The 16779-nt window shown below is 63.0% G+C and carries 19 protein-coding genes and 1 tRNA gene; 12 read left to right on the top strand and 8 right to left on the bottom strand.

Annotation, left to right across the window (positions count from 1 at the left end):
- Positions 1-13: 13 nt before the first annotated feature.
- The gene (locus tag CHU94_RS17490; protein WP_094482223.1) at positions 14-931 is read right to left on the bottom strand and encodes a biotin synthase; all 918 of its coding nucleotides are present in this window, start codon (positions 929-931) and stop codon (positions 14-16) included.
- A gap of 39 nt (positions 932-970) precedes the next feature.
- Between CHU94_RS17490 and CHU94_RS17485 the strand changes: the two genes are divergently transcribed.
- Complete coding sequence (locus CHU94_RS17485; protein WP_094482221.1) at positions 971-1666, top strand: ComF family protein; 696 nt, start codon at positions 971-973, stop codon at positions 1664-1666.
- Positions 1667-1697: 31 nt separating this feature from the next.
- Entirely contained in the window at positions 1698-2171 is a 474-nt protein-coding gene (trmL, locus tag CHU94_RS17480) for a tRNA (uridine(34)/cytosine(34)/5-carboxymethylaminomethyluridine(34)-2'-O)-methyltransferase TrmL (RefSeq protein WP_094482219.1), read from the top strand.
- Here the strand turns inward: trmL and CHU94_RS17475 are convergent.
- Both CHU94_RS17475 and CHU94_RS17470 read right to left on the bottom strand, forming a co-directional pair.
- Positions 2168-2623, bottom strand: coding sequence for a MaoC family dehydratase (locus CHU94_RS17475; protein ID WP_094482853.1), 456 nt, complete (start codon positions 2621-2623; stop codon positions 2168-2170). The genes trmL and CHU94_RS17475 overlap by 4 nt on opposite strands.
- A 64-nt stretch (positions 2624-2687) precedes the next feature.
- Positions 2688-3308 (bottom strand): ParA family protein, encoded by a 621-nt coding sequence (locus CHU94_RS17470; RefSeq protein ID WP_094482217.1) that lies wholly within the window; start codon positions 3306-3308, stop codon positions 2688-2690.
- A gap of 41 nt (positions 3309-3349) precedes the next feature.
- On the opposite strand from CHU94_RS17470, the gene CHU94_RS17465 reads away from it, so the two are divergent.
- The 3 genes from CHU94_RS17465 to CHU94_RS17455 all read left to right on the top strand — a co-directional run bounded on the left by CHU94_RS17465 (position 3350) and on the right by CHU94_RS17455 (position 6688).
- On the top strand, positions 3350-4003 hold the full coding sequence (locus CHU94_RS17465; RefSeq protein WP_094482851.1) for an NAD(P)H-dependent oxidoreductase: 654 nt from the start codon (positions 3350-3352) through the stop codon (positions 4001-4003).
- Complete coding sequence (gene kefC / locus CHU94_RS17460; RefSeq protein ID WP_094482215.1) at positions 4003-5829, top strand: glutathione-regulated potassium-efflux system protein KefC; 1827 nt, start codon at positions 4003-4005, stop codon at positions 5827-5829. Before CHU94_RS17465 ends, kefC begins: the two co-directional genes overlap by 1 nt.
- A gap of 85 nt (positions 5830-5914) precedes the next feature.
- Positions 5915-6688, top strand: a complete 774-nt coding sequence (locus CHU94_RS17455; RefSeq protein WP_094482213.1) for a hypothetical protein — start codon at positions 5915-5917, stop codon at positions 6686-6688.
- 18 nt (positions 6689-6706) lie between these two features.
- Here CHU94_RS17455 and CHU94_RS17450 read toward each other — a convergent pair whose 3' ends face one another.
- The gene (locus CHU94_RS17450) at positions 6707-7462 is read right to left on the bottom strand and encodes a sulfite exporter TauE/SafE family protein (protein ID WP_094482211.1); all 756 of its coding nucleotides are present in this window, start codon (positions 7460-7462) and stop codon (positions 6707-6709) included.
- 65 nt (positions 7463-7527) lie between these two features.
- Here CHU94_RS17450 and CHU94_RS17445 point away from each other — a divergent pair, with 65 nt between their 5' ends.
- Complete coding sequence (locus CHU94_RS17445) at positions 7528-7962, top strand: DUF1841 family protein (RefSeq protein WP_094482209.1); 435 nt, start codon at positions 7528-7530, stop codon at positions 7960-7962.
- A 71-nt stretch (positions 7963-8033) separates the two neighbouring features.
- On the opposite strand, the gene CHU94_RS17440 is transcribed toward CHU94_RS17445, so the two are convergent.
- Positions 8034-8699 (bottom strand): cytochrome c, encoded by a 666-nt coding sequence (locus tag CHU94_RS17440; protein ID WP_094482207.1) that lies wholly within the window; start codon positions 8697-8699, stop codon positions 8034-8036.
- Positions 8700-8829: 130 nt separating this feature from the next.
- On the opposite strand from CHU94_RS17440, the gene CHU94_RS17435 reads away from it, so the two are divergent.
- The 5 genes from CHU94_RS17435 to CHU94_RS17415 all read left to right on the top strand — a co-directional run bounded on the left by CHU94_RS17435 (position 8830) and on the right by CHU94_RS17415 (position 11883).
- On the top strand, positions 8830-9672 hold the full coding sequence (locus CHU94_RS17435) for a MoxR family ATPase (RefSeq protein WP_094482205.1): 843 nt from the start codon (positions 8830-8832) through the stop codon (positions 9670-9672).
- A gap of 10 nt (positions 9673-9682) precedes the next feature.
- Positions 9683-9904 carry a hypothetical protein gene (locus tag CHU94_RS17430; RefSeq protein ID WP_094482203.1) on the top strand — a complete coding sequence of 74 codons (222 nt, stop codon included), beginning with the start codon at positions 9683-9685 and terminating at the stop codon, positions 9902-9904.
- 2 nt (positions 9905-9906) lie between these two features.
- Complete coding sequence (locus CHU94_RS17425; protein WP_094482201.1) at positions 9907-10503, top strand: GNAT family N-acetyltransferase; 597 nt, start codon at positions 9907-9909, stop codon at positions 10501-10503.
- A 17-nt stretch (positions 10504-10520) separates the two neighbouring features.
- The gene (locus CHU94_RS17420; RefSeq protein WP_094482199.1) at positions 10521-11735 is read left to right on the top strand and encodes a VWA domain-containing protein; all 1215 of its coding nucleotides are present in this window, start codon (positions 10521-10523) and stop codon (positions 11733-11735) included.
- A 73-nt stretch (positions 11736-11808) separates the two neighbouring features.
- Positions 11809-11883, top strand: a tRNA-Arg gene (locus tag CHU94_RS17415).
- 72 nt (positions 11884-11955) lie between these two features.
- Here CHU94_RS17415 and CHU94_RS17410 read toward each other — a convergent pair.
- Positions 11956-13578 (bottom strand): iron ABC transporter permease, encoded by a 1623-nt coding sequence (locus CHU94_RS17410; protein ID WP_094482197.1) that lies wholly within the window; start codon positions 13576-13578, stop codon positions 11956-11958.
- Between the two features lie 69 nt (positions 13579-13647).
- On the opposite strand from CHU94_RS17410, the gene CHU94_RS17405 reads away from it, so the two are divergent.
- A complete protein-coding gene (locus CHU94_RS17405; RefSeq protein ID WP_094482195.1) occupies positions 13648-14718 on the top strand; it encodes an ABC transporter ATP-binding protein in 1071 nt (356 codons plus the stop codon).
- Positions 14719-14731: 13 nt separating this feature from the next.
- Here the strand turns inward: CHU94_RS17405 and CHU94_RS17400 are convergent, their stop codons facing one another.
- Together CHU94_RS17400 and CHU94_RS17395 are read right to left on the bottom strand one after the other, a co-directional pair.
- Positions 14732-15472, bottom strand: coding sequence for a 1-acyl-sn-glycerol-3-phosphate acyltransferase (locus CHU94_RS17400; RefSeq protein ID WP_094482193.1), 741 nt, complete (start codon positions 15470-15472; stop codon positions 14732-14734).
- Positions 15473-15476: 4 nt separating this feature from the next.
- Entirely contained in the window at positions 15477-16769 is a 1293-nt protein-coding gene (locus CHU94_RS17395) for a dihydroorotase (protein ID WP_094482191.1), read from the bottom strand.
- Positions 16770-16779: the final 10 nt, after the last annotated feature.

The following is a 16779-nucleotide window of genomic DNA, read 5'->3' as shown; positions in this document are numbered from 1 at the left end:
CTCGGGTAAATGCTTAGGCGCCGCTTTTGGCGCCTGTCGGTCCCTGCTTGAGAACTGCTCGCATTTGCTCCAGCGACACAGTGGTTTCGGCTTGGACATTCAGGCGCGGCGCTGGCTTGAAGGCATGGCCGTAGACAACTTCAAAGGTCACTTGCAGGCGCCCATCCCCCGCCGGTGAAGCAAGCCCCTGCGCAAGGGCGGCATGCAGGCGCGCCAGCCAGGCGCGTGAACGCAGGCCCGGAAAACGCTGGGGGTGCAAGTTGCGCCCCAGACCACGCAACTCTGCCAGCAAACTTTGGGGGGTGGAATAGGTCAGAGTAATGCGCTCCATATCCATGATGGGTTCGGCAAACCCGGCGTGGACCAGCATGTCGCCCCAGTCGTGCATGTCGGTGAACTCATGGCCCGCCACCGGCCACCCCAATCGCGCATAGACAGCGCGCAACTCACGCAGTGTGTCCGGGCCCAAGCACGAAAACATGGCAAACCCATCAACAGCGATAAGACGGTGCCATTCGGCGATCAGCGCCTCGGGGTCGGCCGCAGTATGCAAGGCCATATTCGCCCACAGCATCTGCACCGGCTGCACAGGCGCCTCAAACTTCACCCACGGACCTGTCCAGCCACGGGGACTCCACCAAGGCTTTGCTATCAAATTACGAGCAGCTTGCGCACGACTTGCGGTGCTTTCAAGCACAAAACAGTCTGAATTCGGGTAACGCTTGCTCAGCAAGCCATGGGCCTTCAGGCCGCCCCGCAGGGCACCCCAGTGCGCCCACTGCCTGGGTTTTTGCACGATCCACTGCAGGCGCTCCTCCATGCGGCGCGCCACCTCTTCGTGCAACCAAGGCGACTCAGTCGGCTGCGGCGCCAAGGTAGCCCAGCGGGTAGCGGCAACAGGGTCAATAGTGGGAGGGCGCTGGGTGCTCATGGGGTGGGTGCGTAAAGCGTCGGCGAGTATATTGCCTGCATGTTCCGCCAGCTGCTTCAGGGGGTATCACAGCACGTCCCCAGCCGGTGCGCCGTGTGCCATGCATGGCCAGCCCACGCCGTGTGTGAAAACTGTGTGGCCCAGTTTGCACAGCCCGTGCATCGCTGCACCACCTGTGCCCTGCCCTTGCCTGCGGGCATGCCACGCTGCGGCGCCTGCATCACAGCGCCCCCACTGTGGGACGCTGCGCTAGCCGCCGTGCCTTACGCCTACCCGTGGTCTGGCTTGGTGGTGGAGTTCAAATTCCAGGAACACCCGGCCTGGGCCCGTACCCTGGCCACCCTCATGCGCAGCGCGCCCTGGGTGGAGCCCGCGCTGGAGGCAGCACATGTGGTGCTCCCCCTGCCCCTCTCGGCCGAACGCCTGAGAACCCGCGGCTTCAACCAGGCACTGGAACTGGCGCGCCATCTGGCGCCCGGAAAAGTGAACACCGAGCTGCTGCTCCGTGTGCGTGACACACCACCCCAAAGCAGCCTGCCGCGCCACGAACGCCTGCGCAGTGTGCAAGGCGCTTTTGCAGTGGAACCGCTGCGCGTGGCGGAGTTGCGAGACCGGCGCGTAATGCTGGTGGACGATGTGATGACCAGTGGCGCCTCGTTGCACGCGGCCTGTACCGCCTTGCGACATGCGGGTGTGGCGCACATCACGGTGCTGGTGTTTGCGCGAACAGAATGAGTAGCCTCGCGGCCGCGCGACAATATGGGCCATGTTCCATATCGTCCTTGTCGAGCCTGAAATCCCCCCCAACACGGGCAACGTCATCCGCCTGGCGGCCAACACAGGTTGTACGCTGCACCTGGTGGAACCACTGGGTTTTTCCATGGACGACAAGCACATGCGGCGCGCCGGGCTGGATTACCACGAGTACGCTGCGCTCAAGCGCCACGCGGATTGGCAAACCTTTCTGGACACCGAGCAGCCCGCCATCGACCGCATGTTCACGCTGACCACACGTGGCACGCGCAGCCCCTATGCGGTGGCGTTTCAGCCCGGTGACTGGCTGGTGTTTGGGTCGGAAACCAAGGGAATTTCCGACACGGTGCGTGCACACTTCGACGGCGAACGAAGCCTGCGCTTGCCCATGCTGGCGGGGCAGCGCAGCTTGAACCTGTCCAACGCGGTGGCGGTTACCGTGTTTGAAGCCTGGCGGCAGCAGAACTTCGCCAAGCCTTCAGCCTAAGGGTACTGGCGTACCAGCGATTCAGCCACGCAAACCGGCTTGGCCACACCTTCGCGCTCCACGCTCACCTCCCAGGTCTGCTGCACGCCGCCGTTGTCGATGGAGTCACTAGCCAGCAGTTTCAACTGCGCACGCAGGCGGCTGTTCACGGGAACCGGAGCGATAAAGCGCACTTTGTTGAGGCCATAGTTCACGCCCATACGGACCGCAGTCACAGTAAGCGCACTTTCAAAGAAACGGGGAATCAGCGAGAGCGTAAGAAAGCCGTGTGCGATGGGTGCACCAAACGGACCGGCTTTGGCACGCTCCACGTCCACATGGATCCACTGGTGGTCACCCGTAGCTTGGGCAAACAGGTTGATGTGGTCCTGGGTCACGGTGATCCATTCGCTGGCGGCCACTTGTTGGCCCACCAGGGCGGAGAGTTCGGCAAGGGTGGCAAAAGTTTTCATGCACACCACTGTAGTCAGCCGCACCGCACCGGCGTGTCCGCCGCGTGACAAACGGGGGCGGCGCTTACTTCGCGTCCAGCCACCGACAGATGGGCTGCCACTGCACCAAATCGCGCTCGACCCGGCCCGGAGCCACGTCAAACACCGTAAGGCCCCGGGCGGAGAGCTGGATGTAGTTTTGCGTATCGCGCACAAAACCCAGTACCGGCAGGCCCAGGCTGTCCACAAAGGTGTGCAACTGGTCTGCCGCGCGGGTACGCCCGTCCACACGCATGCCCACGATGCCGATTTGGGTCCTGGCGGCCTGGGCACTACCGGCCAGTTCGTCCAGAAAAGCGCGCGTGGCAAAAATGTCGAACACACTTGGCTGCAGCGGCACGACCACCTTGTCGGCGAGTTTGAGCACCTCTTTCAGGCGCTTGCCGTGCAGACCGGCCGGGGTGTCCAGCACCACGTGGGTGGTGCCCTTGGGCGGTTTGGCAATCTGGTCGTCACCTACATCCCAGCTGGCAATGGGCCGGGCGGCCGGGGGGCGCAGGCTCAGCCAGAGCCTGGAGGATTGTTGCCGGTCGGCGTCGCCCAGCATGACCGCATGCCCCTGCGATGCAAAGTAGCCCGCGATCTGGGTGGAGAGGGTGGACTTTCCGACTCCGCCTTTGGGATTTGCGACAACAACCACGGGCATACACGACTCCTTGGAAGGTGGAACTGCGCTATGTTATCGGCATGGACACCGAACACCAAGCTCCGCCCAGCCCAACTGCCAGCCCCATCTACTTGGTCGCTGCCCACCCCAACTGGCGCGAATCCCGCGTCAACCGCCGCTTGCTGCAGGCGGCGCGCAACGCTGACACCGCCGCCGTGTGCGACCTCTATGCACAGTACCCCGACTACAGCATCGCCGTGCCGGCTGAACAGGCCCGGCTCCAAGCGGCGCAACTGGTGGTGCTGTTGCACCCGGTGCAGTGGTACTCCATGCCCGCGCTGCTCAAGCTTTGGCTGGACGAGGTACTGACCCACGGCTGGGCCTACGGCGGTGGCAATGCGCTGCAGGGCAAAGACCTCTGGCTGGTTGCCACCACCGGCGGGCCTGAGAATTCGTACCACCCCCAAGGCTACAACCGCTATTTTTTCGACGCCTTCCTGCCACCTTACGAACAGACCGCTGCCCTGTGTGGCATGCGTTTTCTTCCACCTTTGGTCCTGCACGGTGCACACCGGGTCGACAGCAGCGAGGTGGACGCGCACGTGGCCATGTTTGCCGATCGTCTGGCCAGCTACCCTCAGTGGCCCGAGCTGGACGACATGGAAAGTTGCCCCGCATGCGTGGTGCCGGACACCGACCGGCCCACCCATCACACCGTGGAGGCAAGCGCCTGATGGAACACGCCCCCACCTGGCTGATCAACAGCTTTATCTATTTGAGCGCGGCGGTGATTGCCGTGCCGCTTTCCAAGGCCTTGGGCTTGGGCTCCATCATTGGCTATCTGGCGGCGGGCATTGCCATCGGCCCTTGGGGCCTGGGCCTGGTGACCAATGTGGAAGACATCCTGCACTTTGCCGAGTTTGGCGTGGTGCTGATGCTGTTTCTGGTGGGCCTGGAGCTGGAACCCAAGCGCCTCTGGAATCTGCGCCGCTCCATCTTTGGCTGGGGCAGTTTGCAGGTGCTGGGCTGCGCGCTGGTACTGGCCCTGGCGGCGGTAGCGTGCGGCGTGGACTGGCGCCTGGCCGTGGTGGCCGCGCTGGGTCTGGCCCTCTCCAGCACTGCGATTGCACTGCAGGTGATGGGCGAACGCAACCTGCTGCCCACCCGCAGTGGCCAGGCGGCCTTCTCCATCCTGCTGTTCCAGGACGTGGCGGCCATCCCTATCCTGGCGCTGCTGCCGCTGCTGGGCGTCGTTTCAATGGCAAATGAGGCCTCAGCCCCCATGGAATATGCGCAAACAGCTATCAAAATCATAGCTGTCATTGCTGGTATCGTGCTCGGTGGGCGATTGCTCATTCGCCCGCTGCTGCGCTGGATTGCGCGCTCGAAGACACCTGAGATCTTTACTGCCGCAGCGCTGCTGCTGGTGGTAGGCATTTCGGCGCTGATGCTGCTGGTGGGCCTCTCCATGGCGCTGGGCGCCTTTCTGGCCGGTGTGCTGCTGGCCGAGAGTGAATACCGGCGCGAGCTGGAAACCGACATCGAGCCCTTCAAGGGTCTGCTGCTGGGCCTGTTTTTCATTGCCGTGGGCATGAGCATCGACTTTGGCGTGCTGCTGCAATCGCCCGGCCTGATGGCGCTGGTGGTGCTGGGCTTTCTGTCCATCAAGGGTGCGGTGATCTACGCACTGGCGCGCCATATCGAACTGCCCTTCCAGGAGCGCCCGGTGTTCACGCTGCTGCTGGCGCAGGGTGGCGAGTTTGCGTTTGTGGTGTTTCAGGCCGCAGCCAGTGCGAAAGTATTCCCGGCCGAAACCGCCTCGCTGCTGATTGGCGCAGTGGCCGTGTCCATGCTGCTGAGCCCGCTGATTCTGGTGGCGGTGGACCGGCTGCTGCTGCCGCGCTACGCCAACTGCGATGTGCCTGCGATGGAAGAAATCTCGGAACAGCAAGAGGCGCCCATCGTGATTGCGGGCTTTGGCCGCTACGGTCAGATTGTCGGCCGCCTGCTCACGGCCGAAGGCATAGCCACCACCGTGCTGGACCACGACGCCGAAATGATCGAGGTGGCGCGCAACATTGGCTACCGTGTGTTCTATGGCGACGCCACGCGGCTGGACCTGCTGCGCACTGCGGGCGCAGCCACGGCCAAGGTGCTGGTAGTGGCGGTGGACGATGTAGAGCAATCGCTAGAGATTGTGGACCTGGCGCAGGCGCATTTTCCGCAGCTGCAGATCGTGGCGCGGGCGCGCGACGTGACGCACTGGAACCAGCTGCGCGACCGCGGCGTGGTGCGGGTGGAGCGCGAACTGTTTGAGTCCAGCCTGCGCAGCGCCCGCAGCGTGCTGGAGCTGCTGGGCCACGAGCCCCATGCGGCGCGCCAGACCGCCATGCGCTTTCGCCAGCACAACCTGGAGCTGTTCGAGAAGCTGCACCCGCACTACAAAGACAGCTCCAAGCTGATTGCCGTGATCAAACAGGGCCGCCAGCAACTGGAAGAGCAGATGGCGCAGGAGCGCGCTGAACAGGCCCAGCGCCGACCCCACGGCTGGGACACCTGATGTCGCCAGAATCACTCTTGTGGGGGATGGCGTCACCAAGCCCAAGCCGCTAGCATCGCAGCAGACTTTATATGGGAGACAAATTTTGCGTTTTTCTACAAACGCACGCACTGCCGCGTGCATTCTGGCCAGCCTGTTGGCCACGACGACCAGCACCACCAGCGTCGCCCAAGTGGCCTATGACAAGATTGAGGTCGGCAGCACGCTCTCGCCAAGCGGCATTGCATTGGGCCTGTTTGCCAAACCCATCCCCCTGCCCGAAGGCCAATGGGAGGTGATCGGCAAACAGGAAGAATCGCTCGCTCTCACCGGTGGACGCAGTGATGGCCCGGGCAGCACGCCACGCGTGATCCTGACCCTGCGTAATCTGGACCGCCAGGGTGGTCCACTGTTTGCCATGACGCTGCACTTCACTCCCAACTCGCTGCCCATCAACTGGGGGAACCAGCCCTGCACCACGGACAACCCGGCAGGTCTGGTGGATGACTTTGGTCTCACTGCCAGCGCCATGCTGTATGTCTGCGCGCGGGGTGACAGCATCGCCAACTTCCGGCAACTTGTGAATGACGCGCCCAGCAGCAACAACCCATGGTTGAAATCCACCTTTGCCGCCTTGGCGCCGCATGGAGGGGATGTTCCTCGCAATGCCGTGCTAATCAACGTGCATGGCAACAAGTTTCGCGGCAAGTCCATGGGCATCACGTTCATGCTGCGTGCTGATGCCAACATCGATATGAGTCTGCCCTACCGCAGTCACCTGCAAACATGGATGCACGACACCGGCATGCGCTGGATGAAGGTGCTGGACAACGAGGCTACCCCGCTACCCGGCCCCAGCACTTACTGGGCGTCCAACTGAGCCCCATGGACGGCCAGCTCACGCCAGCCCGTCCCACAGCAGCTTCACGCCGGTAAGGAACATACCTGCATAGAGAAAGCGGTAGAAGAGCACTTGGCTGATGCGTCGCGCCAGGCGCACGCCCACCCAGACACCCACCGGCGCCAGGGGTAGCAGCACCAAGCTGGTGGCCATGTTTCGCAGGTCCAGCAAGCCCAACATGCCGTAGGGAATCCACTTGCTCAGGTTCACCACAAAAAAGAAAAACGCCATGGTGGCGGTGAACTTGATAGGGCTGAGCTTGAGCGGGATCACATAGGCGTTGATCGGCGGGCCACCCGCGTGGGCAATAAAACTGGTAAAGCCCGAGGTGGCCGTGAGGATGGCACCCAGCCACCGCGGCGGTGGCGGGCTATCTGGCCGTGGCGGAAACAGCAGGCGCTGCGCCAGAAACAGCAGCGTGCAGCCCCCCACCATGGCGGCCACGGTGTGCGGGTTCAACACTTTGAACAGCAGCGCTCCAATGGCAATACCCACCAGCCCGCAGGGAATCAGAAACTTCAAGAGTTTGAGATCAAAGTCTTTGCGGAATGCCGCCATGCCCAGCACATCCATCAAAAAAAGCACGGGCATCAGAATCGCCGCCGCCTCGGGCACGCTCACCGCCAGCGCCATCATGGGCACGGCCAAGGAGCCAAAGCCCGCACCAAATCCGCTTTTGCTGATGCCCAGTAGTAGTACAGCGGGCACCGTCACAGCGTAGAAAAATGGATCGGTAATCAGGGGCAAGGTCATGTGTGGAAATGTACGCGCTCCTACCCCTCCCCCAAGGTTGGCAGGCGCGTGCTACCCTTGGCAGCATGTTCAGCCCCTCCCAAGAAGACGTACGTCGATTTTTCTGCTCTACCTATGCCAAGGCCCGCAGTGGTGTTGCGCTGGAAGCTATTGAAACCATAGCAGCCCAGTGGATGGACGAGCACCCGGAATACGCCGCCGACTTTGCCGACGTGGACACCGCGCTGGCCACCATGTACGAGGCCACCGAAGGCCGCACCAACCCGTTCCTGCACCTGAGCATGCACCTCTCCATCAGCGAGCAGTGCAGCATCGACCAGCCGCGCGGCATCCGCCAGGCGGTGGAATTGCTCACGCACAAGCGCAATTCGCTGCACCAGGCCCACCATGAAGCTATGGAGTGCCTGGGCACCATGCTCTGGGAAAGCCAGCGCGCCGGGCGCCCACCCGATGGCAATGCCTACATCGCCTGCGTGCAGCGCCACGCCACCAAAGACTAGCTCAACCACAAGCCGCACAGCTGGCAACAAAAAAGCCGCTCAAAAGCGGCTTTTTGGGGAAATCGTGCGGCTTAGCGGAAGCGGCTTTGCGGCACGACCTTGAGTTCGGTTGGCAGCGCGCCCAAATAGTTGGACAGCTCTTTGAGCTCCGCATTGGTGAACTGCTTGGCCACACCACCCATGATGGCGTTGCCGCGGCCGATCTGTGCGTTGCCTTCCACCTTGTAGGCCTTCAGCGCCACAAACAGGTAGTCGCTGTGCTGGCCGGCGATCTTGGGGTAGCTGGGGTCAATGGGCTTGCTGAAGGAGTCGCCGTGGCAGGAGGCGCAGGCCCCCTTGGTCAGCAAGGCATTCACTTTTTCAGAGCCTTCGGGGGCTTTGCCCAGTGCTTGGGCACCTTCCACGGCACCGCTGGCTTCGTAGTACGCGGCCAGATCGGCGATGTCCTGGTCGGTCAGGGATGCCGCAATGCCGCGCATGGAGGCGTGTTTGCGTTCACCGGTTTTGTACGCATTCAGGGCGGTGGCAATGTACTTGCCGCCTTGGCCCGAGATCTTGGGAACCTTGTGGATTTCGGGAAAGCTGGCTTGGTAACCCACGATGCCGTGGCAGCCAATGCACATGGCATTCTTCTTTTCACCGGCCTTGATGTCACCTTGCACGCCCTGGGCGTGGGCGGAAAAAACGGTCACAGAGGCGACAAGCGCAGCGGACAGGGTCAAGAGGAATTTGTTCATTTTGCGGGGACAATCCAGACGGTGATTGATATAAATCAGCACGCCGATTATATCGACCGCCACCCGTGCCCTTGGCAGGCTTTTTTCAGCCTTCTTGGGTCCGACCACCCCTTGCCTGTTCGCCTACGCCATGAAATTCCACGGAACCAAGAACTACGTCGCCACCCAGGACCTGATGCTGTCGGTCAACGCAGCCATCACGCTGCAGCGCCCACTGCTGGTGAAAGGCGAGCCCGGCACCGGAAAAACGATGCTGGCCGAGGAAGTGGCGCAGGCACTGGACATGCCCCTGCTGCAGTGGCACATCAAGTCCACCACCAAAGCGCAACAGGGCCTCTATGAATATGACGCGGTGAGTCGTCTGCGCGACAGCCAGCTGGGCGATGAACGCGTCAAGGACATCCACAACTACATCGTCAAGGGCGTGCTGTGGCAGGCCTTTACCGCTGACAAACCCGTGGCGCTATTGATCGACGAGATCGACAAGGCCGACATCGAATTCCCCAACGACTTGCTGCGCGAAATCGACCGAATGGAGTTCTACTGCTACGAGACACGTGAACTTATCAAGGCCAAACACCGCCCGCTGGTGTTCATCACCTCCAACAACGAAAAGGAGCTGCCCGACGCCTTTTTGCGCCGTTGCTTCTTCCATTACATCAAGTTCCCCGATGCGGCCACCATGCAGAGCATTGTGGATGTGCACTTTCCCGGCCTCAAGAAAGAGCTGGTCAGCGCTGCCATGAAGACCTTTTTTGAAGTGCGCGGTCTGCCCGGCCTGAAGAAAAAACCCTCTACGAGCGAGCTGCTGGACTGGCTCAAGCTGCTGATGGCCGAGGACATTCCGGCCGACGCACTGCAAAGCAAGGACGACAAGATGGCTGTGCCCCCCCTGGTGGGCGCGCTGCTGAAGAACGAGCAGGATGTAACCCTGTTTGAAAAACTGATGTTTATGCAACGCCACAACCGCTGAGCCACACCCCATGAACAACGATCCAATCATCGAAGGCGTGTCTGACGCTGTGGGCTTTGTGGGTGGTGCGCTTATTGGCTTTTGGGCGGGACGCCTGATGGGGCTGGATGTGTTCGCCCCCGGCTACGGCGCAGCCAGCATTGGCGGCATCGTATTGGTGGGCTTGGGCGGTGGCTTGGGTCTGCAACTGGCCCGCCGCTGGCGCAACCGCAAACAGGACAAGAAAGACTGAGCATGGCCTTTGTCGAACCTGTCACACTTTGCGCCCGTGGCGTACAACTGGCCCCCTTGGGCCTGGAACACGAAGCCGGGCTGCGTACCGCCGCTGCCGATGGCGAACTCTGGACCCTGCGCATCACCTCGGTGCCTGAACCCGAACAGACGCGCAAGTACATCGAAGACGCGCTGGCCATGCGCGAAGCGGGCAACCGCTTTGCCTTCGTCGTGCTGGAGGAATCTACCGGCCGTGTGCTCGGCAGTTCCAGCTACCACGACATCCTGCCCGCTGTAAAACGCGTCGAGATTGGCTACACCTGGTATGCCCAAAGCAGCCAGCGCAGCCACGTCAACACCACCGCGAAGCTGTTGCTCATGACCCACGCCTTCGAGACGCTGGGCTGCCATGTGGTGGGCTGGCGCACCGACAACTTCAACTTCGCATCCCAAGCCGCCATCGAACGCCTGGGCGCCAAGAAAGACGGCGTGATCCGTGGACACGCACTGCGCCGCGACGGCACCATCCGCGACACCGTGATGTACAGCATGCGCAGCGGCGAATGGCCCGAGGCCAAGGCCCAGCTGTTGTATTTGCTGGACAAACCGCGCGGCTGACACCCCAGGAACACGCCATGCTGCTGGACTTCTTCTACACCCTACGCTCGGCCAAGCTGCCCGTCTCGGTCAAGGAATACCTGACCCTGCTCGAAGCGCTGCAAAAAGGCGTGGTGGGGCCCAAGACGCCGCAGCCCGAGGATGCCCCTGAGCCCAGCGGCTACTCCATTGACGACTTCTACTACCTGAGCCGCACCGCGCTGGTGAAGGACGAGAAGCACTACGACAAGTTCGACCGCGCCTTTGCCGCCTACTTCAAGGGCGTAGAGATGGTTGCGGACTTCACCAAGGAGATTCCGGCCGACTGGCTGCGCAAGAACCTGGAGAAATTCCTCACACCTGAAGAGCAGGCCAAGCTGCAGAAGATGGGCTGGGACGAGCTGATGGAGACGCTGAAAAAGCGTCTGGAAGAGCAGAAGGAACGCCACGAAGGCGGCAACAAGTGGATAGGCACGGGTGGCACCTCACCCTTTGGTGCCTACGGCCAAAACCCGCAGGGCATCCGCATCGGGCAGGACAAAGGGCGCAACAAGAGCGCCGTGAAGGTGTGGGACCAGCGCGCCTACAAAGACTACGACGACACCCAGGAGCTGGGCACGCGCAACATCAAGGTGGCGCTGCGCCGCCTGCGCAAGTTTGCGCGCGAAGGCCATGAAGACGAGCTGGACCTGGACGCCACCATCGCCAAGACGGCGGCCAACGCGGGCTACCTGGACATCAAGATGCGGCCCGAGCGCCACAACAATGTGAAGGTGCTGTTGCTGATGGACGTGGGCGGCACCATGGACGAGCACATCCAACGCGTGGAAGAGCTGTTTAGCGCGGCCAAGACCGAGTTCAAGCACCTGGAGTTCTATTACTTCCACAACTGCGTCTATGACTTCATGTGGAAGAACAACCGGCGCCGCTTTGCCGAGAAGTTCGAGACCTGGGACATCATCCGCAAGTACAACAAGGACTACAAGCTGATCTTTGTGGGCGACGCCACCATGAGCCCCTATGAGATCTTGCAGCCCGGCGGGAGCGTGGAATACAACAACGAAGAGGCCGGCGCCGAGTGGCTGCAGCGCCTGCTGCACGCCTTCCCCAAATTCGCATGGATCAACCCCGAGCCGCAAGGCGTGTGGCAGTACCGCCAGAGCATCAGCGTGATCCAGGAGATCGTGGGGCACAAGATGTACCCGCTTACCCTCAAGGGCCTGGAAGAGGCGATGCGCCACCTGACCAAGTAATGTCCTTGCGGGACAGACCTTCAGCGCTGTCCCCAACCGATCAGAAGCTCCCCCTTACAATCCCGGCTCGCTGGTCTCCGTAGTTCAATGGATAGAACGGTCCCCTCCTAAGGGACAGATACAGGTTCGATTCCTGTCGGGGGCACCAGCCCCTTCAAATCACTATCAATATAGTAGCTGCTCGCGCAGTATCCACGAGGGCTAAAGCACTATTTGACTCTTAAACCTTGCTGCGCAGGGTCCGGCTCAGCATCACCACCGGAATCAGCCCTACCAGCACCAGCGCGAGACTGGGTACGGCAGCTTCGCCCAAGCGCTCGTCGCGGGCCAGTTGGTAGGCCACCACGGCCAGCGTGTCGCTGTTGAAGGGGCGCAGCACCAGCGTGGCGGGCAGCTCTTTCATCACGTCCACAAACACCAGCAGTGCCGCTGCGGCGGTGGATCGGCGCAACAGCGGCCAATGCACGCGCACCAGGGTACCCGCGTCGCTGGTGCCCAGCATGCGGGCGGCGTCGTCCATGCTCACCGGAATGCGCGCGTAGCCGCTTTGCAAGGACTGCAGCGCCACCGCACAAAAGCGCACCAGGTAGGCCCAGACAATGCCCAGCGCCGTGGCAGTGACGAAGTAGCCCACCTGCCACTCGGGTTGCCAGGCTTGCACCCAGCCCACCGGCAACAACAGGCCCACGACCACCACAGCGCCGGGAATGGCGTAGCCCAAACCCGCCAGCTGCGCCGCCACGCGCGGGCCCCAATGGCTGCTGCGCCGCGCACCATAGGCCAGTGCCAACGCAATGCCCACCGCCAGCACACTGGTGATACCGGCCAGGCGCACGCTGTTCAGTGCCCATTCGCCAAAGCGGCTCCAGGGAAGTTCGTTTTGCTCCACCCACAGCGGGCGCAACATAAAGACCACCGGCAGCACAAACCCCATGAGGATGGGCAACGCACACACCAGCCAGGCCCATGCGGCACGGTGTCCCGCCAGATGCACGGGTTGGGCATCGCTGGTATTGGCACGTGCGCCCTTGCCCGAGGCAAAACGCATGCGCGCCTGGGCCCGCTGTTCCAGCCACAGCAGCAGCGCCACCAAGCCCAGCAACAGCGTGGCCAGCTGGGCGGCGGCAATGCGGTTGTCCATGGCGAGCCAGGCCTTGTAAATGCCGGCGGTAAAGGTCTGGATTCCAAAATAGCTGGAAACCCCAAAATCGGCCAGCACCTCCATCAGCGCCAGCGCCACCCCAGCTGCCACCGCCGGGCGCGCCAGCGGCAGCGCCACCACCGCCATGCGTCGCCCCAGGCCGGCGCCCATGAGGCGGGCCGCCTCCATCAAATGGCTGGCCCGCTCTGACAAGGCGGTGCGCGCCAGCAGGTAGACATAGGGGTAGAGCACAAAGGTAAACACCCAGGCTGCGCCTACCACGCTGCGCACCTCGGGGAACACCCGCCCCTCCACTTGCAGCCAGGCACGCACGCCCGTTTGCAGGGGGCCGCTAAACTGCAGAAAGTCGGTATAGGCATAGGCCACTACATAGGCCGGCATGGCCAGGGGTAGCAGCAGCGCCCACTCAAACACCCGCCGCCCTGGAAAGTCAAACAGTGTGACCGCAGCGGCCGTGCCCAGGCCCACCAGCACCACACCCGAGCCCACCATCAGGCACAGCTGCACGGTGGTCCAGGCGTATTCGGGCAGCACGGTACGTGCCATCTCCTGCACGATTTGGAGCGACTGCGCACCCGACTCACCCCAGGGCAGCCAAGCGCAAAATACCGCCACCACGGGCAGCAATAGCGCAACAACAAACAAGGCCAAGGGGATGCGCGTGAGGCGCGAGACAGACATAAGGGATGTGGAAGTTGCAGGCAGGTGGATGGGCGCTAAATGAGAATTGTAAGTATCTACAATCCCGGCATGTTTCTAGAAGTCTCTCAGCTGCAGGTGCATTACCCAGGCCGGCCTCAGGCCGCAGTGCAAAACGCGTCCTTGGGTCTGCGAGCGGGAGACATAGGGGTACTGATTGGCCCCTCTGGCTGCGGCAAGACCACCTTGTTAAGAGCTGTAGCCGGGCTGGAGCCCGCCAGCGGTGGACATATCCGTCTCGGCGGGGCCATGGTCAGTTCGATCCACGGCTGTGTGCCGGCCCAAGAGCGCCGCATTGGCATGGTGTTCCAGGACTACGCCCTGTTCCCCCACCTGGATGTGGCCCGCAACGTGGGCTTTGGCATTCACCAGCTGCCTGTCGCCGAGCGCACAGCCCGTGTGGCCGAGGTGCTGGAATGGGTGGGCCTGTCGGGCCAGGAACAGCGTTACCCGCACGAGTTGTCAGGCGGGCAGCAGCAGCGTGTGGCGCTGGCCCGCGCACTGGCGCCGCGGCCCCAATTGCTGCTGCTGGACGAGCCGTTTTCCAACCTGGATGTGGACCTGCGCGAGCGTTTGGCACACGAGGTACGCGGCATCCTCAAAACTGCTGGGGCCACGGCGCTGTTTGTCACCCACGACCAGATGGAGGCCTTTGCCATTGGCGACATGATCGGCGTGATGCACGAGGGCACGCTGCACCAGTGGGATGATGCCTACACGCTCTACCACCGCCCCGCCACCCGCTTTGTGGCCGACTTTATTGGCCACGGCGTGTTTGCCCCGGCCACGATTGCGCTGCAGGGTGGCGCGCCAGTGGTGCACACCCCGCTGGGCGTGCTGCAGGATGTGAGCGAATGCCCGCTGCCCAGCGCCTACCCGCAGGGCGAGTGTGATGTGCTGTTGCGGGCCGATGACATCGTGCATGACGACGATGCCCCAGTGAAAGCCGAGATTGTGCGCAAGTCGTTTCGGGGCTCCGAGTTTTTGTACACATTGCGGCTCGATAGCGGCCTGACAGTGATGGCCCATGTGCCCAGCCACCACGACCACAAGCTGGGCGAAAAAATAGGCATCCGCCCCCAGGTGGACCATGTGGTGACCTTCAGCCGCCTGGCGGCCTGAAGGCTTCGCGCCGCTAACGGTCGGCGCGCAAATCCACCACGGCTTGGTGCAGGTCGGCCGCCCAGGTGCGGCGGTCGCGCCCCTGTGGCAATTGCGCAGTGCCAAAACTCACCACCGCCAGCAGGCTATCCGTCTTGAGTGTGCGCCAGAGCGAGTCGAGCAAACTGTCGTCCCCAATGTAGCAAGGGGCAAAACTGTGCTGCCCGGTGGCGCTGTCGCAAAAATGCAGGCCTACCGGCTGCACGGGCGCCTGGGCCGCAATGGCGGCCTGCAACATGTTGGCGTGGAAGGGCCGCACCGTGGTGCCATCGCCCGTGGTGCCCTCGGGAAACACGGCCAGCACATCACCAGCCGCCAGACGTTCGGCCATGTGGTGCACCACACGCATGGCATCGCGGCGGGACTCGCGCTCAATGTAGAGTGTGCCCGCACCATTGGCCAAGGTACCCACCACAGGCCAATGCTGCACCGAGGCCTTGGAAATGAAGCGGCAGTGGCGTGCCGCATGCATGACCACGATGTCCAACCAGGAGATATGGTTGGCCACCAGCAGCACCGGCCCAACTGCCGGGGGCTGGCCATTCACTACCAATTTAATAGCTAGTCGCGCAAGCATTTCGCGGGCCCAGGCCTGAACTTGTGCATCACGCTCGGCTTGCGGAAGGCGCGGGAACACCCAGCGGATACGCCATGCGCCCGCCAGCACATGGACCAGCACACGCAAGAGTCGCCAGCAGGCCTGGAAACGGGCCATGGGCTCAGGCCGAAAAGGCCACACGGCCGGCCACCACGGTGGCGCGCACGCAACCCGGCAGCTCGTAGCCGCTGAAGGGGGTGTGCCGCCCGTGGCTGCGCAGGGCCGCAGGCTCCACCACCCAGGCGGCCTGGGGGTCGAACACGCAGACATCGGCCACACCACCCACCGCCAGGCGGCCCAAGCTGTCTGCCAACGCACCGGGCGCGCGACCCAAGACGTGTGCCGCACGGCTGCTAACCACCGCCAGGGCATAGTCCAGGCCCAAACCGCTGTCCTGTGCCCACTTGAGCGCCAAACTCAGCAACAGCTCCAGCCCTGTCGCGCCGGGTTCACTCTCGGCAAAAGGCAAAGTTTTGGCGTCGTCATCCACCGGCGTGTGGTCGGAGACCAGTGCGTCGATGGTGCCATCGGCCAAGCCTGCACGCAGGGCGTCGCGGTCGCGCTGCTGGCGCAGCGGCGGGTTCACACGCATGCGGCTGTCAAAGTAGCCGATGTCGACATCCGTCAGGTTCAAGGAGTTGATGCTGACATCACACGTCACAGGCAGGCCTTCGGCCTTGGCCTGGCGCACCAGTTCCACACCGGCCGCACTGCTGATACGGCACAGGTGGACCCGCGCCCGGGTGGAGCGCACCAGTTCGAAGATGGTGTGCAAGGCAATGGTCTCTGCGGCCACCGGCACGCCTGCCAGGCCCATGCGCGTGGCCAGCGGGCCGCTGGCGGCGACGCCTTTGCCCAGGTGGTATTCCTGTGGGCGCAACCAGACGCTGTAGCCAAAGCTGCTGGCGTACTGCAAGGCACGCTGGGTCACCTGGGTGTTGACCAGCGGCACCTCCGCCTGGCCAAAGCCCACACAGCCCGCATCGGCCAACTGCTGCATGGGCGAGAGCACCTCGCCCGCCAGCGCCCGCGTGAGCGCACCCAAAGGCAGCACACGCGGGCCACCTTGCAATTGGGTGCGGTAGTGCAACATTTCCACCAGACCAGCTTCGTCCAGCACGGGGCTGGTATCCGGCGGGCACACCAGCGTGGTCACACCGCCCGCCGCTGCGGCGGCGCGCTCACTACTGAGCTGACCTGGCTTGGGATGGCCCGACTCGCGCAGGCGGGCACACAGGTCGACCAGACCCGGTGCGACGACCAGTCCCTGGGCGGCAAGGATTTGCTCGGCAACAAAGTCCGCGGGCGTATCACCTATGGCAAGAATGCGGCCATCGGCAATCGCCACATCGGCCACACGGTCTGTGCCGCTGGCGGGGTCCACGACACGGCCGCCTTGAATCAACAGGTTCATCTTGTTTTCC

The sequence above is a fragment of the Rhodoferax sp. TH121 genome (genome assembly GCF_002251855.1).
Taxonomy (GTDB): domain Bacteria; phylum Pseudomonadota; class Gammaproteobacteria; order Burkholderiales; family Burkholderiaceae_C; genus Allorhodoferax.
The sequence above is the reverse complement of the archived record's forward strand: the minus strand, read 5'-3'. Positions and strand labels throughout refer to the sequence as shown.

Coding starts and splice junctions, on each gene's coding strand:
- CHU94_RS17425 (WP_094482201.1), top strand. CDS start 9,907: ATGGCCTTTGTCGAACCTGTCACACTTTGCGCCCGTGGCGTACAACTG.
- CHU94_RS17490 (WP_094482223.1), bottom strand. CDS start 931: ATGAGCACCCAGCGCCCTCCCACTATTGACCCTGTTGCCGCTACCCGC.
- CHU94_RS17440 (WP_094482207.1), bottom strand. CDS start 8,699: ATGAACAAATTCCTCTTGACCCTGTCCGCTGCGCTTGTCGCCTCTGTG.
- CHU94_RS17445 (WP_094482209.1), top strand. CDS start 7,528: ATGTTCAGCCCCTCCCAAGAAGACGTACGTCGATTTTTCTGCTCTACC.
- CHU94_RS17450 (WP_094482211.1), bottom strand. CDS start 7,462: ATGACCTTGCCCCTGATTACCGATCCATTTTTCTACGCTGTGACGGTG.
- CHU94_RS17435 (WP_094482205.1), top strand. CDS start 8,830: ATGAAATTCCACGGAACCAAGAACTACGTCGCCACCCAGGACCTGATG.
- CHU94_RS17410 (WP_094482197.1), bottom strand. CDS start 13,578: ATGTCTGTCTCGCGCCTCACGCGCATCCCCTTGGCCTTGTTTGTTGTT.
- kefC (WP_094482215.1), top strand. CDS start 4,003: ATGGAACACGCCCCCACCTGGCTGATCAACAGCTTTATCTATTTGAGC.
- CHU94_RS17465 (WP_094482851.1), top strand. CDS start 3,350: ATGGACACCGAACACCAAGCTCCGCCCAGCCCAACTGCCAGCCCCATC.
- CHU94_RS17485 (WP_094482221.1), top strand. CDS start 971: ATGTTCCGCCAGCTGCTTCAGGGGGTATCACAGCACGTCCCCAGCCGG.
- CHU94_RS17470 (WP_094482217.1), bottom strand. CDS start 3,308: ATGCCCGTGGTTGTTGTCGCAAATCCCAAAGGCGGAGTCGGAAAGTCC.
- CHU94_RS17405 (WP_094482195.1), top strand. CDS start 13,648: ATGTTTCTAGAAGTCTCTCAGCTGCAGGTGCATTACCCAGGCCGGCCT.
- trmL (WP_094482219.1), top strand. CDS start 1,698: ATGTTCCATATCGTCCTTGTCGAGCCTGAAATCCCCCCCAACACGGGC.
- CHU94_RS17475 (WP_094482853.1), bottom strand. CDS start 2,623: ATGAAAACTTTTGCCACCCTTGCCGAACTCTCCGCCCTGGTGGGCCAA.
- CHU94_RS17400 (WP_094482193.1), bottom strand. CDS start 15,472: ATGGCCCGTTTCCAGGCCTGCTGGCGACTCTTGCGTGTGCTGGTCCAT.
- CHU94_RS17395 (WP_094482191.1), bottom strand. CDS start 16,769: ATGAACCTGTTGATTCAAGGCGGCCGTGTCGTGGACCCCGCCAGCGGC.
- CHU94_RS17430 (WP_094482203.1), top strand. CDS start 9,683: ATGAACAACGATCCAATCATCGAAGGCGTGTCTGACGCTGTGGGCTTT.
- CHU94_RS17420 (WP_094482199.1), top strand. CDS start 10,521: ATGCTGCTGGACTTCTTCTACACCCTACGCTCGGCCAAGCTGCCCGTC.